The sequence below is a fragment of the Flavobacterium sp. genome (assembly GCF_041911335.1).
In the GTDB taxonomy this organism is placed as follows: domain Bacteria; phylum Bacteroidota; class Bacteroidia; order Flavobacteriales; family Flavobacteriaceae; genus Flavobacterium.
Window position 1 is genome coordinate 90,391 of sequence record NZ_JAYRPD010000019.1, and the last position, 15,758, is coordinate 106,148.

16 protein-coding genes and 1 tRNA gene are annotated in these 15,758 nt (G+C 32.5%); 6 read left to right on the plus strand and 11 right to left on the minus strand.

The genetic code is table 11. From position 1 onward, the window contains the following. Positions 1-32: 32 nt before the first annotated feature. From ACE3PD_RS02425 to ACE3PD_RS02475, 11 genes are all read right to left on the minus strand, one after another. Complete coding sequence (locus tag ACE3PD_RS02425) at positions 33-2,060, minus strand: hypothetical protein (protein WP_374399195.1); 2,028 nt, start codon at positions 2,058-2,060, stop codon at positions 33-35. Between the two features lie 31 nt (positions 2,061-2,091). Then, positions 2,092-2,469 carry a four helix bundle protein gene (locus ACE3PD_RS02430; RefSeq protein ID WP_374399197.1) on the minus strand — a complete coding sequence of 126 codons (378 nt, stop codon included), beginning with the start codon at positions 2,467-2,469 and terminating at the stop codon, positions 2,092-2,094. A gap of 40 nt (positions 2,470-2,509) precedes the next feature. Next, positions 2,510-3,256 (minus strand): 3-oxoacyl-[acyl-carrier-protein] reductase, encoded by a 747-nt coding sequence (gene fabG, locus ACE3PD_RS02435; RefSeq protein ID WP_374399199.1) that lies wholly within the window; start codon positions 3,254-3,256, stop codon positions 2,510-2,512. A 107-nt stretch (positions 3,257-3,363) separates the two neighbouring features. Continuing rightward, positions 3,364-4,236, minus strand: a complete 873-nt coding sequence (gene sucD / locus ACE3PD_RS02440; protein ID WP_026725823.1) for a succinate--CoA ligase subunit alpha — start codon at positions 4,234-4,236, stop codon at positions 3,364-3,366. 84 nt (positions 4,237-4,320) lie between these two features. Further along, on the minus strand, positions 4,321-4,683 hold the full coding sequence (locus ACE3PD_RS02445; RefSeq protein WP_374399201.1) for a nuclear transport factor 2 family protein: 363 nt from the start codon (positions 4,681-4,683) through the stop codon (positions 4,321-4,323). Then, complete coding sequence (locus ACE3PD_RS02450) at positions 4,673-5,614, minus strand: UDP-3-O-(3-hydroxymyristoyl)glucosamine N-acyltransferase (protein ID WP_374399203.1); 942 nt, start codon at positions 5,612-5,614, stop codon at positions 4,673-4,675. Before ACE3PD_RS02450 ends, ACE3PD_RS02445 begins: the two co-directional genes overlap by 11 nt. A gap of 87 nt (positions 5,615-5,701) precedes the next feature. Continuing rightward, on the minus strand, positions 5,702-6,268 hold the full coding sequence (efp, locus tag ACE3PD_RS02455) for an elongation factor P (RefSeq protein WP_026725820.1): 567 nt from the start codon (positions 6,266-6,268) through the stop codon (positions 5,702-5,704). A gap of 54 nt (positions 6,269-6,322) precedes the next feature. Next, positions 6,323-7,108: an acyl-ACP--UDP-N-acetylglucosamine O-acyltransferase gene (lpxA, locus tag ACE3PD_RS02460; RefSeq protein ID WP_374399206.1), complete on the minus strand. Its 786-nt coding sequence runs from the start codon at positions 7,106-7,108 to the stop codon at positions 6,323-6,325. Between the two features lie 9 nt (positions 7,109-7,117). Continuing rightward, positions 7,118-8,506, minus strand: coding sequence for a bifunctional UDP-3-O-[3-hydroxymyristoyl] N-acetylglucosamine deacetylase/3-hydroxyacyl-ACP dehydratase (locus ACE3PD_RS02465; protein ID WP_374399208.1), 1,389 nt, complete (start codon positions 8,504-8,506; stop codon positions 7,118-7,120). Positions 8,507-8,521: 15 nt separating this feature from the next. After that, positions 8,522-9,541, minus strand: a complete 1,020-nt coding sequence (lpxD, locus tag ACE3PD_RS02470; protein ID WP_374399210.1) for a UDP-3-O-(3-hydroxymyristoyl)glucosamine N-acyltransferase — start codon at positions 9,539-9,541, stop codon at positions 8,522-8,524. A gap of 120 nt (positions 9,542-9,661) precedes the next feature. After that, positions 9,662-10,897 (minus strand): HD domain-containing protein, encoded by a 1,236-nt coding sequence (locus ACE3PD_RS02475; protein ID WP_374399212.1) that lies wholly within the window; start codon positions 10,895-10,897, stop codon positions 9,662-9,664. Between the two features lie 132 nt (positions 10,898-11,029). Between ACE3PD_RS02475 and ACE3PD_RS02480 the strand changes: the two genes are divergently transcribed. From ACE3PD_RS02480 to ACE3PD_RS02505, 6 genes are all read left to right on the plus strand, one after another. Beyond that, entirely contained in the window at positions 11,030-12,583 is a 1,554-nt protein-coding gene (locus ACE3PD_RS02480) for a bifunctional response regulator/alkaline phosphatase family protein (RefSeq protein ID WP_291109426.1), read from the plus strand. 48 nt (positions 12,584-12,631) lie between these two features. Beyond that, positions 12,632-13,045, plus strand: coding sequence for a tRNA (adenosine(37)-N6)-threonylcarbamoyltransferase complex ATPase subunit type 1 TsaE (gene tsaE, locus ACE3PD_RS02485; RefSeq protein WP_026725814.1), 414 nt, complete (start codon positions 12,632-12,634; stop codon positions 13,043-13,045). A gap of 101 nt (positions 13,046-13,146) precedes the next feature. Next, positions 13,147-14,343 (plus strand): alanine dehydrogenase, encoded by a 1,197-nt coding sequence (locus ACE3PD_RS02490; RefSeq protein WP_374399214.1) that lies wholly within the window; start codon positions 13,147-13,149, stop codon positions 14,341-14,343. A 58-nt stretch (positions 14,344-14,401) separates the two neighbouring features. Beyond that, positions 14,402-14,788, plus strand: a complete 387-nt coding sequence (locus ACE3PD_RS02495) for a DUF4258 domain-containing protein (RefSeq protein WP_374399216.1) — start codon at positions 14,402-14,404, stop codon at positions 14,786-14,788. An 82-nt stretch (positions 14,789-14,870) separates the two neighbouring features. Continuing rightward, positions 14,871-14,945, plus strand: a tRNA-Val gene (locus tag ACE3PD_RS02500). Between the two features lie 272 nt (positions 14,946-15,217). After that, positions 15,218-15,622 (plus strand): Arm DNA-binding domain-containing protein, encoded by a 405-nt coding sequence (locus ACE3PD_RS02505; RefSeq protein ID WP_374399218.1) that lies wholly within the window; start codon positions 15,218-15,220, stop codon positions 15,620-15,622. Positions 15,623-15,758 lie beyond the last annotated feature (136 nt).

Here is a 15,758-nt window from a genome sequence, read left to right on the forward strand (position 1 = left end):
CTAGCTTAAAAATAAATTAAGATTTACTTAATTTATAATAAACCATTATATTTTCGAATAAACCATTCTGAAGTAAGAGCAAAAACAGCGATAAGAAGTAACCAAATCCAATCAATAAGTGGTGATTTTTTAATGGTTTCTTTTTGTGTTGGAATATAGTTTTCATTATCAATCAAGGTTTGAATTACATTCTCGATTTGATTTGGATAAAAAACTTTTCCTTTGGTATTTATTGCCAATTGCTCTAATCTAGATTTATCTGGATTTACGAATTGTTTCTCGATTTCAAAATCTAAAACTTCAAAACCACCAGAAAAAGTAGTATTTGATTGTTTTTCAGTTACTTTAAAACTGTAATTTCCTGCTTCCAATCCGTCTAAATTCACTTTGTAAGAATTGGTTGATTTAAGTAAATCGTATTTTTTTGTGGCTTTGGTTTTTGAATTTACAACCTGAATAGTAAGTTGTGCTTTATCATCAAACTCAAAATTCTTATTGAAATATTCCGCCGTAATTTCAATATTTTCGCCTGAATTGTAGAAACTTTCATAAGTAACATTCAAATTCTTTTTAGAAGCATTAGAAACTAAAAACTGAATAATTTTATCGGTAAACAAATCAAAATCTTCAAATGATTTTTTATTTAAGTGATTTTCCAAACGCCATTTCCAAATATTTTCTCCAATCAAATACGCTTTTCTTTTACTTCCGTTTTCTGTAAATGTCAAAATCGGATTCTGAACCGGAACATTTCTTACTCTTGCAGATAGCAACGTATTTACATTATTTTTAGCAGCAACAACTCCAAAATTATGTTCTAATGGAGGAAAATTTTCAAATCCAATATTCGTTTGAGCAAACAAATTAAAATCGGATTCATAAGTAGCTAAATAATCTTCTTTTGGTGCCGACATTTTAAATAATAAATCATCTTGCATTTGATTTAAAAAACCAAAATCTGTTGCAGTTCCAGATATAATAAAAGTATTGATTTGGGCTGCTTTATTTTGCTCAAATATAGACTTGAAAGTTGTATTAGGTTGATACAAAATTAAAACATTATAATTTTGTAATGATTTGATTTCATTTGGCTTAACAATAGTTACTTTACGTTGTTGATTAACTTCAATACTTCTTTTTAAAGCACCTAAATCAGGATGATTAATGGCAGAAATTAAAGCAATTTCACTTCGTTGATCGATTACTTCAACTGCAAAATTCTTAGCATTATTAGAGGTATTTTTTTCTTTTATATTAGATGAAATTACCGCTTTATATTTGGCAATTCCAACTTTATCAGCATTTAATAAAACGGTAACCGATTGGGCTTTTTTGTCTTTTGAAAAAGTAACTGTTTGCTTGTGAACTGTTTGATTTCCTGATTGGATTAAAAAACTAGATGTAATGGTTTCATTTCCATTGTATTGTAAAAATACTTCAACTGGAAATTTATTCTTTAAAAAAGCGTATTTATTAGCGTTGATTCGGTTGATTTTCAAATCTAAAACCGTAGTAGTATCGCCTAAAACAACGGGGAAAACACTTGTATTTTCCTGAAAACTAAACACATAATCATTACCCATGGTTTGATTTCCGTCGGTAAATAAAACCACTGGATAATTAGTGTTTCGGTACAATTGCTTTAAATTTTTAGCTACACCATCAATATGGGATTGATTGCCTTTAAAATCTAATTTTTCCAATGACTGAAATTCGTCATCAAACGAAAATAATTGCACATCATATTTTTCTGTAATAGCTTTATTTTCTGCAATTTTTAGATATAACTCTGACGCTTCTTTTGTTGCTTTTAATTCGGAAATAGATTTGGAATTATCTACAACTATTGGTAAAAGTGTTTTCTTAATTTCAGTAATTTTTCGACTAATAATCGGATTAATCAACAATAAAAAGATCGAAAACAAACTTATAAAACGTAAAAATGCCAAAAACCAGTACAATTTTGACTGGTTTTTGACTTTATATAAATATTGATAAAACGACAATCCAGCAGCAATAATTACTGATAATAGGAGAAGTAAAATTGTGCTTGTTGTCATTATGTGTTTAAAAGTTTATAGGTTTAAAAGTTTAAGAGGGTTGATTCGCTTTAATCATTTGTGATTTATATAAACCATCTATAAGCATATTGACTTCTGTTATTTTTTCTCGTACCAATAAGTATTCATTTTCATTAATGTATTCAAAATCATGACACAAAATCACTTGATTCAATAATTCTAACGAAGAACCATAGGCAATTTCAGAAAATCTAGCTTTGTCTTTGTAGGAGTTTCTCCCAGAACCTTCGGCTAAATTTGAAGCTATTGAAATCGAACAACGTCTCATTTGACTTGTTAAACCAAAAGTTTCGTCCTTAGGAAATTGTTTTGTAGTCTTATAAATAATTAAAGCTAATTCTCTTCCTTTTTGCCAAGCAATTAACTTTTCAAAACTAAAAACTCTCATTTCATAACTTTTAAACTCATAAACTTTAACCGTTTAAACTTTACGTTAACATTCCTCCGTCAACATTAATAACTTGTCCTGTTACATAAGCACTCATGTCAGAAGCTAAGAAAACACAAACGTTGGCTACATCTTCTGGAGTTCCTCCGCGTTTTAATGGAATAGCTTCTCTCCATCCTTTTACTACATCTTCATTTAATTTTGCAGTCATTTCAGTTTCAATAAAACCTGGAGCGATTGCATTGCAACGAATGTTTCTTGAACCTAATTCTAACGCAATAGATTTAGTAAATCCGTTCATACCTGCTTTAGAAGCTGCGTAGTTAGCTTGACCCGCATTTCCTTTTACTCCTACTACACTACTCATGTTTACGATAGAACCTTTACGGTTTTTCAACATGATTTTTTGTACTGCTTTTGTCATATTGAAAACCGATTTCAAGTTAATTTCGATTACTTTATCAAAATCTTCTTCCGACATACGCATTAATAAATTATCTTTTGTGATTCCAGCATTGTTGATTAAAACGTCAATTGTACCAAATTCAGCAATAACGTCATCCACTAATTTTTGTGCCTCGTTAAAATCTGCGGCGTTTGATTTGTATCCTTTAGCTTTAATTCCTAAAGCATTTAATTCATTTTCTAATGTCAAAGCTGATTCTACAGACGAACTATATGTAAAAGCAACATTTGCTCCTTGTTCTGCAAAAACTTTTGCTATACCGCTACCAATTCCACGGCTTGCACCTGTAATAATGGCAACTTTTCCTTCTAATAATTTCATTTTCTATATAATTTGATATTTTGTTAAGCAAATATAATAATTTAGATTCTTAAAAAATAAAAGCCCTACAAAATGTAAGGCTTTTATTTATATGTCTTTGAAAAAAACTATCCTAAAACTTCTTTTACTTTTTTACCAATTTCAGCTGGAGAATCTACAACGTGAATTCCGTTTTCTCTCATGATGCGTTTTTTAGCTTCAGCTGTATCATCAGCACCACCAACGATTGCACCTGCGTGACCCATTGTTCTTCCTTTTGGAGCCGTTTCACCTGCAATGAATCCAACAACTGGTTTACGGTTTCCGTCAGCTTTAATCCAACGAGCAGCATCTGCTTCTAATTGACCTCCAATTTCACCAATCATAATGATGATTTCAGTTTCTGGGTCGTTCATTAATAATTCTACTGCTTCTTTAGTAGTTGTTCCAATAATTGGGTCACCACCAATTCCGATAGCTGTAGTAATTCCTAATCCTTGTTTTACTACTTGGTCAGCAGCTTCGTAAGTTAAAGTACCTGATTTAGATACAATTCCAACTGTTCCTTTTTTGAAAACGAAACCTGGCATAATACCCACTTTAGCTTCTTCCGGAGTAATTACACCTGGACAGTTAGGACCAACTAAACGGCAATCTTTTCCTTTAATATAATCATACGCTTTAATCATATCTGCAACTGGAATACCTTCAGTAATACAAATGATTACTTTGATACCTGCTTCAGCAGCTTCCATAATTGCATCAGCAGCAAATGCTGGTGGAACGAAGATAATTGAAGTATCAGCACCTGCTTTTTCAACAGCATCTTTAACTGTGTTAAAAACCGGTCTGTCTAAATGTGTTGAACCACCTTTTCCTGGAGTTACACCACCTACAACATTTGTTCCGTACTCAATCATTTGAGAAGCGTGGAAAGTTCCTTCGCTACCTGTAAATCCTTGTACAATTATTTTTGAATTTTTATTTACTAAAACGCTCATGATATATGAATTAAATTGTGTTTAAATTTGTGATGCAAAAGTAAGTTTTTTACCAAATAATCACGTAATTTTTATTGTATTTTTTTAATTAGATTTGCTAATTTGATATCCTTTTTTAATTTTATTGTCTTCAAATTCCCAAATAGCAACGACTTTTGCAATAAGAACAAACTCTTTTGGATTTTCGATAGTAGTTACTTTATGGTTATATTTCACCATGATTTGATTATCATCTTCAATAAAGTGAGAAATTTCCATGAAGGAATCCACGTAATTTTGTTTTAACTGTTTTGCCAAATTAATAATATCTTCTTTGGTCATGTTGACGTTTCCTTGTGAACTGTCCCAATCTAAAATAAAATCATCGTGCAAAAGTTCGTTTAAAAAAACGTCATTTCGCATACCATCTTCTTTATACAAAAATTCGATTTTGGTTCTATTTGTCATTTTGTTTTAATTTTTCAATGATTTCTGGAATTCGTTTTACGTTGGCTAATTGTTTTAATTTCTCACGAGATTCTTCAGCCGGATAACCAAAGTATACTTTTCCACTTTCTAAAGACTTGGAAACTCCGGATTGTGCCAGAACGACAGCTTTGGTTCCAATAGTAATTCCGCTTGTAGTTCCAACTTGTCCCCAAAGCGTTACTTCATCTTCAATAACGACACATCCTGCAATTCCAGTTTGTGAAGCAATCAAACATTTTTTTCCAATAACGGTATCGTGGCCAACATGCACTTGATTATCAATTTTAGTTCCAGCTCCGATAGTGGTGTCGCCTGTAACTCCTTTGTCAATCGTACATAAAGCTCCGATTCCAACATTATCTTCAATTACTACTCGCCCACCAGATAATAATTGGTCGAAACCTTCTGGACGTTTTTTATAATAAAAAGCATCAGCTCCTAAAATAGTTCCAGCGTGAATCATTACGTTATCACCAATTACAGTATTATCGTAAATCGTAACATTTGGATGAATCAAACAATTTTTACCAATTTGAACATTATGTCCGATGAAACAATTGGGTTGAATAACCGTTCCTTCTCCGATTATAGCTGAATCTGAAATTGCAGCATTTGAAGCTTGAAATGGTCTGAAATGTTTTGTAAGTTTATTGAAATCTCTAAAAGGATCATCAGAAATTAACAATGCTTTTCCTTCTGGGCATTCCACTTCTTTGTTAATTAAAACAATAGTAGCAGCCGATTGAAGTGCTTTGTCATAATATTTTGGATGATCTACGAATACGATATCGCCAGGTTCTACCACATGAATCTCATTCATACCGTGAACTGGAAAATCGGCATCACCCACAAAATTACAATTGATAATTTGGGCAATATCTTTTAGAGGATAAACTTTTGGAAATTTCATTTATTTGTGATTTGTGTTCAGTCACAATTTACAGTCGCAGTTTTCAGTTCTTATTGGAATCTGCCAACTGCGACAGTAAACTGAAAACTATTCTTTTACTCTTTCCATGTAGTTTCCGGTTGCTGTATCAATTTTGATTTTATCACCTTCATTGATAAACAACGGAACGTTTACAGTAGCTCCTGTTTCTACAGTTGCTGGTTTTGTAGCATTTGTAGCTGTATTTCCTTTAACTCCTGGCTCAGCATAAGTCACTTCTAAAACGATAGAAGCTGGCATATCTACTGATAAAGGTGCTTCTGTTTCAGCATTAATTTGAATCATTACGTTGGTTCCTTCTTTTAATAAATCTGGAGCATCTAATACTTTTTTGTCTAACGTAATTTGTTCAAATGATTCGTTATTCATGAAGTGAAATTGATCTCCTTCAGCATATAAATATTGGAAGGTATGTGTTTCAACACGTACTTCATCAATTTTGTGTCCAGCAGAAAATGTGTTATCTAATACTTTTCCATTTGTTAACGATTTTAATTTTGTTCTTACGAAAGCTGGTCCTTTACCTGGTTTTACGTGAAGAAATTCGATAATTTTATAAATATCGTTATTGTATTTGATACATAATCCGTTTCTAATATCTGATGTACTTGCCATTTTGTTTTTATTTGATGTTTATTGATTTATTCTTTTTTAAATTTAAATTTAAAATTACAATGAGCTAGTGTAACCTTTCATGATTCCACGAGAAGAATTTTTAATGAAATCTAAAATTTCATCTCGTTCAGTTGTAGCTTCCATTTCAGCTTCAATGATGCTTACTGCTTGTGAAGTATTGTAATTTTTTTGGTATAAAATTCTATAGATATCTTGAATTTCTCTGATTTTATCTGTTGAAAATCCTCTTCTTCTTAACCCAACTGAATTGATTCCCACATAAGACAAAGGCTCTTTTGCCGCTTTTGTATACGGAGGAACGTCTTTTCTTACCAATGAACCACCAGAAATCATAGCGTGATCTCCAATTGAAATAAACTGATGAACAGCAGCTAAACCTCCAATAATTGCAAAATTACCTACCGTAACGTGTCCTGCTAAAGCTACACCATTTACGATAATAGCGTTATCTCCAATGTGGCAGTCGTGTGCAATGTGAGCTGTAGCCATAATCAAACAATTTTTTCCAATTACGGTTTGACCTGAAGCCACTGTCCCTCTGTTAATTGTTACACACTCTCTAATTGTTGTATTATCACCAATAACAGCCAATGAATCTTCGCCTCCAAATTTTAAATCTTGAGGAACCGCAGAAATTACTGCACCAGGAAAAATATTACAATTCTTACCGATACGAGCACCTTCCATAATGGTAACGTTTGAACCAATCCAAGTTCCCTCACCTATTTCAACATTGTTATGAATAGTAGTAAAAGGGTCAATTACTACGTTTCTTGCTATTTTAGCACCTGGGTGCACATAAGCTAATGGTTGATTCATATGATTTTTTTATTTTACTTTAACAATTTGTGCCATTAATTCGGCTTCTGATACTAATTTACCATTAGCATACGCATAAGCTTGCATGTGACAAATTCCTCTTCTAATAGGAGAAATTAAATCACATTTAAAGAATAAGGTATCACCTGGTAAGACTTTATTTTTGAACTTAACATTATCAATTTTCATGAAATACGTTAAGTAATTTTCTGGATCTGGAACGGTGCTTAAAATTAAAATTCCACCGGTTTGTGCCATAGCTTCAATCTGTAAAACACCGGGCATTACTGGAGCTCCTGGAAAATGTCCAACGAAGAAATCTTCATTCATTGTTACATTTTTCAATCCAACCACATGTGTTTCTGATAATTCTAAAATTTTATCAACTAATAAAAATGGAGGTCTGTGTGGTAATAATTCCATAATACCATGAATATCCATTACAGGTTCTTTGTTGATATCATAACTAGGAACATTATTACGCTCTTCTAATTTAATGATTTTAGCAATTTTCTTGGCAAACTGTGTATTTACATAGTGTCCAGGCTTGTTGGCAATAACTTTTCCTTGGATTCTTGTTCCTATTAAAGATAAATCACCTACAACATCTAATAATTTATGACGAGCGGCTTCGTTAGGAAAATGCAACGTAAGATTATCTAAAATTCCGTTAGATTTAACCGAAATCGTTTCTTTATTGAAAGCTTTCTTTAAATTTTCCATTGTTTCTGCTGAAATTTCTTTATCAACATAAACAATGGCATTATTTAAGTCACCACCTTTGATTAAGCCGTTATTCAAAAGCGATTCCAACTCATGTAAGAAACTAAACGTTCTACAATCAGCGATTTCAGTTTTAAACTCTTTTATACTTTTCATTGTTGCGTTTTGAGTTCCTAAAACTTTAGTACCAAAATCTACCATTGCGGTTACACAATATTCATCAGAAGGAATTACAGTAATTTCACTTCCTGTAGTTTCATCTAAATAAGAAATTACATCTTTTACAACGTATATTTTTCGCTCAGCTTCTTGTTCAATAATTCCAACTTTCTCTATAGCTTCAACAAAATATTTAGAAGAACCATCCATAATAGGAAGTTCAGAAGCGTTTAATTCTATAATAACGTTATCTAAATCGCAACCCACAAGCGCCGCTAAAACGTGCTCTGGTGTTTGAATCATTACTCCTAATTTTTCTAAATTAGTGCCTCGTTGCGTATTTACAACATAATTTGCATCAGCTTCAATAATTGGTTGCCCTTCTAAATCTACACGTACAAATGTAAATCCGTTGTTTACAGGAGCTGGTTTAAAAGTCATTACAACTTCTTGACCTGTGTGTAAACCTACACCTTTTAATGATATTTCTGCAGCAATTGTTGTTTGCTTCGCCATGATAAAAATTTTAAATTATTTAATTTTATTTTTTAATTCTTCTATATCGGTAACAATCTTTGGTAAATTTCTAAAATGTACAAATGATTTTGCGAAATCTCCGTAATTGAATGCAGGACTTCCTTGAACTACTTCTCCAGCTTCTAAATTTTTACCAATTCCTGATTGCGCTTGAATTTTAACACCATCACCAATTACCAAATGTCCAGCAAAACCAACTTGACCACCGATTAAACAGTTTTTACCTATTTTAGTTGTTCCTGCAATTCCGGTTTGTGCTGCTATTACGGTGTTTTCACCAATTTCAACATTGTGAGCAACTTGGATATGATTATCCAATTTCACTCCTTTTCTGATGATAGTTGAACCTAAAGTAGCTCTGTCAACTGTTGTACACGCACCTATTTCAACATCATCTTCAATAATTACATTTCCAATTTGTGGGACTTTTGCATACGTCCCATCTTCTTGTGGCGCAAAACCAAATCCGTCAGAACCAATGATTGTTCCAGAATGAATCGTGCAACGATTTCCAATAACCGTTTCCGAATAAATTCGAACACCAGCAAAGAAAACACAATCATCACCAATGGTTACGTTGTCTCCAATGAAACTATTCGGATAAATTTTTACATTATTTCCAATTGTTACATTTTTTCCTATGTAACAAAAACTTCCTAAATACAAATCAGAACCATAAGTTACACCTTCTGAAATAACTGAAGGTTGCTCAATTCCTGATTTCATCAATTTTACTTGATTGTAGTATTCTAACAACTTTGAAAATGATTTATAAGCATCTTCAACCTTAATTAAAGTCGTTGTAATTTCTTGCTCTGGTTCAAAAGTGCTGTTAACAATCGTAACAGTTGCCTTTGTAGAATAAATATAATTGGTGTATTTAGGATTCGCCAAAAACGTCAATGAGCCTTCGGTTCCTTCCTCTATTTTAGACAATTTAAAAACTTCAGCCTCTGGATTACCCACTACTTCACCTTCTAAAATGCCTGCTATTTGCGCTGCTGTAAACTTCATTTAAAAATTTTATTACTATCTAATTAGATAGATTTTGGGATATAAAAATACGCATTTTCATTCAATACCAAGTATTGATTCCACTTCAACTTGGCAAAAATATAAAATTTAATTAAAAAGTTAAGATTCTAATACCACTTTTGGAAAACAAATGAAGTATTTTGTTACTGGTTTTGACAAAGCTTTTAAATGCAATTGATCTGAAGCTTCTACCACATCTTCAATAGTTTTATCCTTTTTTAAGATGCGAATCGGTTCGCTTGATTTGCTATACGCCTGATTTTTCAACTTGCCTTTGAAAACAAAATAATCAGCTTCTTTGTCCGAAATTCCAGATATAGAAATGTATTTATTTTTTATCGTTAATAGATTCTCTTTGATTGGTTTATCATCACTCATTTGAATCTTTAATAAATCACGATTTAGTATCATTCGGCAAAGTGATTGTAAGACAAAATCATCATGAAATTGCCAAGCTTTTATCGCACCTAAAACATCATAATCATCCAAATAAGAAAACTTATCTAACACGCTTTTATCGAAATCAGACAATGAAATTTTGTTTTGCAAAAAGAATTGCAAAGGTTCGCTACAAGGCAAAAGAATTCCTTTTTGAGTCAATTCTTTTGCTCGTTTTAGAATTTTAGTTAAGATTAATTCCGCAACAACACTTGTTTTGTGCAAATACGCTTGCCAATACATCAATCTTCGAGCAACCAAAAACTTTTCTACTGAGTAAATTCCTTTTTCTTCGATAACCAAATAATCATCTTGCACATTCATCATTTGGATTAAACGTTCACTGTTGATGTTTCCTTCTGCTACACCGCTATAAAAACTATCGCGTTTTAGGTAATCCATTCTATCCATATCCAACTGACTTGAAATCAATTGCAACATGAATTTTCTATGATATTCGCCTTTAAAAACTTGAATAGCAAGCGATAATTTTCCATCAAATTCCTTATTCAATTGCTCCATGAACAACAACGATAATTCTTCGTGATGCACTTCTTCTACAATACTGTGTTCCATTGCGTGACTGTAGGGTCCGTGACCAATATCATGCAACAAAATCGCAATATATAGCGCATTTTCTTCTTCTTCCGAAATAGAAACACATTTAAATTGCAAGGTTTGAACTGCTTTTTGCATGATGTGCATACAACCCAACGCATGATGAAAACGCGTGTGATGCGCTCCTGGATAGACCAAATACGACATACCCATTTGAGAAATTCTTCGTAAACGTTGAAAGTAAGGATGCTGAATTAAATCGTAAATTAAACTATTGGGAATGGTAATAAAACCATAAATAGGATCGTTAAATATTTTGAGTTTATTGGTTTGGCTCACAATTTGAAAATTTTAGTAACAAATGTAGCGATTTTTTACAAAATGAAATCGTTAAAAAGTATTGAAAATTTTATACAATATTTAATACAAACCTCGTTTAATAAATAGTAACTTGCACACAAATTAAGAAATATGAGTCAGATAAAAATACTTTGGGTAGATGATGAAATTGATTTATTAAAACCCCATATCTTGTTTTTAGAAAAGAAAAACTATCACGTAACCACTTGCAATAACGGACAAGACGCTATCGATTTGTTCGAAGAAAATAACTTCGACATTGTTTTTTTAGATGAAAATATGCCAGGTTTAAGCGGTTTAGAAACTTTATCTGAATTAAAAGAAAAGAAATCTTCGGTTCCGGTGATTATGATTACTAAAAGTGAAGAAGAGTACATCATGGAAGAAGCCATCGGTTCTAAAATCGCCGATTATTTGATAAAACCGGTTAATCCAAATCAGATTTTATTGAGTTTAAAGAAGAATTTAGACCATTCGCGATTGATTTCTGAAAAAACAACATTAGATTATCAGAAAGAATTCAGAAAAATTGCGATGGATATGGCAATGGTTCGTACTTATGAAGATTGGGTAGAATTGTACAAAAAACTATTATTTTGGGAATTAGAGCTGGAAAATATCGAAGACCAAAGCATGGTAGAAATTTTGGAAAGTCAAAAAATCGAAGCTAATGTGCAATTTGGAAAATTCATCGAACGTAATTACGAAGATTGGTTCCAACCAAAAGCAGACAAACCGATTCTTTCTCATGAAATTTTTGGTGAATTAGTAGCGCCTGAAATCCGTAAAAAAGACAAACCTATATTGTTTGTAGTTATCGATAATTTACGTTACGACCAATGGAAAGCGTTTGAAAGTGTTGTAAACAATCACTACAAATTAGAAAAAGAAGTGAGCTACTTCTCTATTCTACCAACTGCTACTCAATATGCTCGTAATGCTATTTTCTCAGGATTAACACCTTTGGAAATGGAAAAAAAATTTCCGCAATATTGGAAAAACGATCCTGATGAAGGTGGAAAAAACCTCTATGAAGGCGAATTTTTAACCGAGCAATTAAAACGCTTAGGATTAAACATCAAACAAGAATATTATAAGATTACGAATTTTGCTTCGGGAAAAAAATTAGCAGACAACTTCAAATCGTTAAAAAACAATGATTTGACAACAATTGTTTACAATTTCGTAGACATGTTATCGCACGCTAAAACCGAAATGGATGTGGTGAAAGAATTAGCTTCAAACGATAAAGCGTATCGTTCTTTAACGGCAAGTTGGTTCAAGAATTCTCCGCTTTTGGATATGATTCAACAAGCTCAACAACTTGGTTTTAAATTGATTATAACTACCGACCACGGAACTATCAATTGTAAAAATCCGTCGAAAGTTATTGGTGATAAAAACACGAGTTTAAATCTTCGCTATAAAACAGGAAGAAGTTTAACTTATGAAGACAAAGATGTTTACGCCGTGAAAGATCCGAAGAAAATTGGGTTACCAGCACTAAACATGAGTAGCTCTTTTATTTTTGCGAAAAACGATTTATTTTTGGCTTACGTAAACAACTACAATCATTATGTGAGTTATTACCGAAATACCTATCAACATGGAGGAATTTCGTTAGAAGAAATGGTGATTCCATTCTTAGTTTTAGAGCCGAGGTAAAAGTGTTCAGTATTCAGTCAAAAGTGTTCAGTAAAAGCAAAATTTAGTATGACCGTAATTTACAGTTTAGAAGAAATAAATGCCATTGCAAAACAGATTCTTGCTACACCTTCGTTAAAGAAAATCATCACGTTTCATGCGCAAATGGGCGCTGGAAAAACGACTTTGATTAAAGAATTGGTCAAAGAGTTGGGCGTAAAAGATAATTCAAGCAGCCCAACATTTTCTTTAGTAAACGAATACAGAACTTTTGAAGGCGAAACGGTGTATCACTTTGATTTATATCGTTTAAATTCGGAAGAAGAAGGATATGATATGGGATTAGACGAATATTTCTATTCTGATAATTGGTGCTTTATCGAATGGCCTGAAAAAACGCCAAACTTAATTCCGATTGACCATGCGAGTATTTCTATAAAAATTTTACCAAATGGTAAACGTGAACTAACGCTCAAAAATTAAATACGAAAGAGAATAGAAAATCAACTTCTATTCTCTTTTTTTGTGAATCTATTTCCCAAGTCTAAAATAATTCCTAATTTAGAACCTCAAAATCAAAAGTAATGTCGATATACACTCCTTTTTCTGCTTCGCAATTGCTTCCACAAGAAGAAAAACTTGAAGTAGCGCGTCATAAAAGCGAATTATTTATAGGAATTCCAAAAGAAACTTCCTATCAAGAAAGAAGAATTTGCTTAACGCCTGATGCGGTTTCTTCATTAGTTTCGCACGGACATCGCGTAATGTTAGAATCAGGAGCTGGAGAAACTTCAAGTTATACCGACAAAGAATACAGCGATGCAGGTGCAGAAATCACGCAAGACAGAAAAAAAGTGTTGGGTTGCCCAATGATTTTGAAGGTAGAGCCACCTACCCTTACTGAAATTGAAATGATGAATCCGCAAACGATTGTGATTTCGGCAATTCAATTAAAAACGCAGAAAAAAGAATATTTTGAAGCTTTAGCTGCTAAAAGAATTACGGCTTTAGCATTTGAATTTATAAAAGATGAAGATGGCTCGTATCCCGCAGTAAAATCATTATCAGAAATTGCAGGAACCGCATCTGTTCTAATCGCTTCCGAATTGATGATTGGTGAAAATATTGGTAAAGGCTTACTTTTCGGAAATATTACTGGCGTCCCTCCTACTAAAGTTGTTATTATTGGTGCTGGAACTGTAGCGGAATACGCTGCAAGAACTGCTTTAGGATTAGGCGCACATGTAAAAGTATTTGATAATTCGATTACCAAATTACGTCGTTTACAAAACACCTTAAATCAAAGAATATTTACTTCTACCATTCAAGAAAAATCGCTTTTAAAAGCACTGAGACGATGTGATGTTGCTATTGGCGCAATGAAAGGAAAAAACAGAGCTCCTGTTGTGGTTACAGAAACCATGGTAGAACACATGAAAAAAGGAGCTGTTATTGTAGATGTTAGCATTGATACAGGTGGTTGTTTTGAAACTTCAGAAGTTACTACACATGAAAAACCAACTTTCATTAAAAACGGGGTGATTCATTATTGTGTTCCAAATATCCCTTCTCGTTATTCTAAAACGGCTTCCATGTCGATTAGTAATATTATTTCTCCTTTCTTGCTGCACATTGCAGAAGATGGCGGAATTGAAAGTGCTATCCGTTGTAACAGAGGTTTGAAAAATGGTATTTATAGCTATCACGGATTACTTACCAATAAAGCTATTGCCGACTGGTTTAATTTAGAGTATCGCGATATTAATCTGATTGTTTTTTAAACCAAAAAATATTCCTTTTGTTCTTTATTTGAACTAAATTTGCGGAAATTATAATTTTATGAAATTTCAGTTTCGTTTAGCATATTACCTTTTTGGCTTATTTTTAGGTGGCGTTTTTGTAATGTGGTTTTTAAAAGCCAAGGCAACAGACAAAGGTGTTGAATTTTGCTATTTTCCAAATTGTAGAGTTTTGAAAGATTTAAGAAGTAAATCACTAGAAATTGATTCACTAGCGCAAAAGTCTTTAGATGGAAAATGGGTTACCTTAGAAGATATTCGTAACAGTTTACGCTATGGTGATGTCGATTTTTCAAAAAGTAATGAAGCCTACAGAAAAGGCAAAGTTTATGTAATTGAAGGCAAAACTTCTAATAATGAAGAAATTACCATAACTATGGTGAATTATTCAAACAAAGTCTTGTTAGAAAAGATAGAAAAAAAGTAATTTTTATTTAAAATTGCTTGCAGAAACAAATATTCCTTGTATATTTGCACTCGCAATACAGAAATAGTAAAGCACTTTATTGGGGCGATTAGCTCAGCTGGTTCAGAGCACCTCGTTTACACCGAGGGGGTCGGGGGTTCGAACCCCTCATCGCCCACATATTTAAAAACAAATGGTTTCAAAAGCCGATAAATCTTATGATTTATCGGCTTTTTGCTTTGGGGCATATACCAAATTATTCATTCAATCTTAATGCGAAAGGGACAAAATCGAGACCCTAAAAATTTCTACAATTTTGGGTCTCGCTAAATTCACTCAAGCACTGTAAACACTGTGCTAACAACCTGTTCAATGCTTGTTCAAAAAGTGTACATCTTGTTTACTAAAAGTTTAAAAATTAAATTGAATACTAATTAAAAGGTCACCACCATGAAAGCAAAAATCACTGTGCATATTTATGCAAAAACTTCAAAAGCCAACAAAAATGGTCAATTACCAATTTATTTCAGGTTAACTGTAAACGGAGAACGTTTTGAATTCAGTACTAAAAAATTCATTGAAAAATCCAAATGGTCCCCTGAACAATCAAAAATGAAAGGTAATTCAGAAGAAGCTAGGACAATAAATAACTATCTTGATTTAATGAAATCAAAAGTTATTGATATTCAGATGGAATTGCTCCACAAAAATGAAGATTTGACAATAGAAAATTTTAAATCAAAACTAACTGGAACACAAGAACGTGAGCGAATGATCATTCAAATTTATCAAAGTCATAATGATAAAATTAAAGACCTAATTGGAAATGGTTATGCCTATGGAACTTTAGTGTAAATCATCAGCAAAAAGTGGACTGATTTAGTTCAAAACTAAGAGAGTGTTTTCAAAAATTATTAACTTTGAAATAGTATGAAAACACCTAAGAAAAAAACAGCAGAGAATTTCATCAAAGACATTCGTAGAAATACAC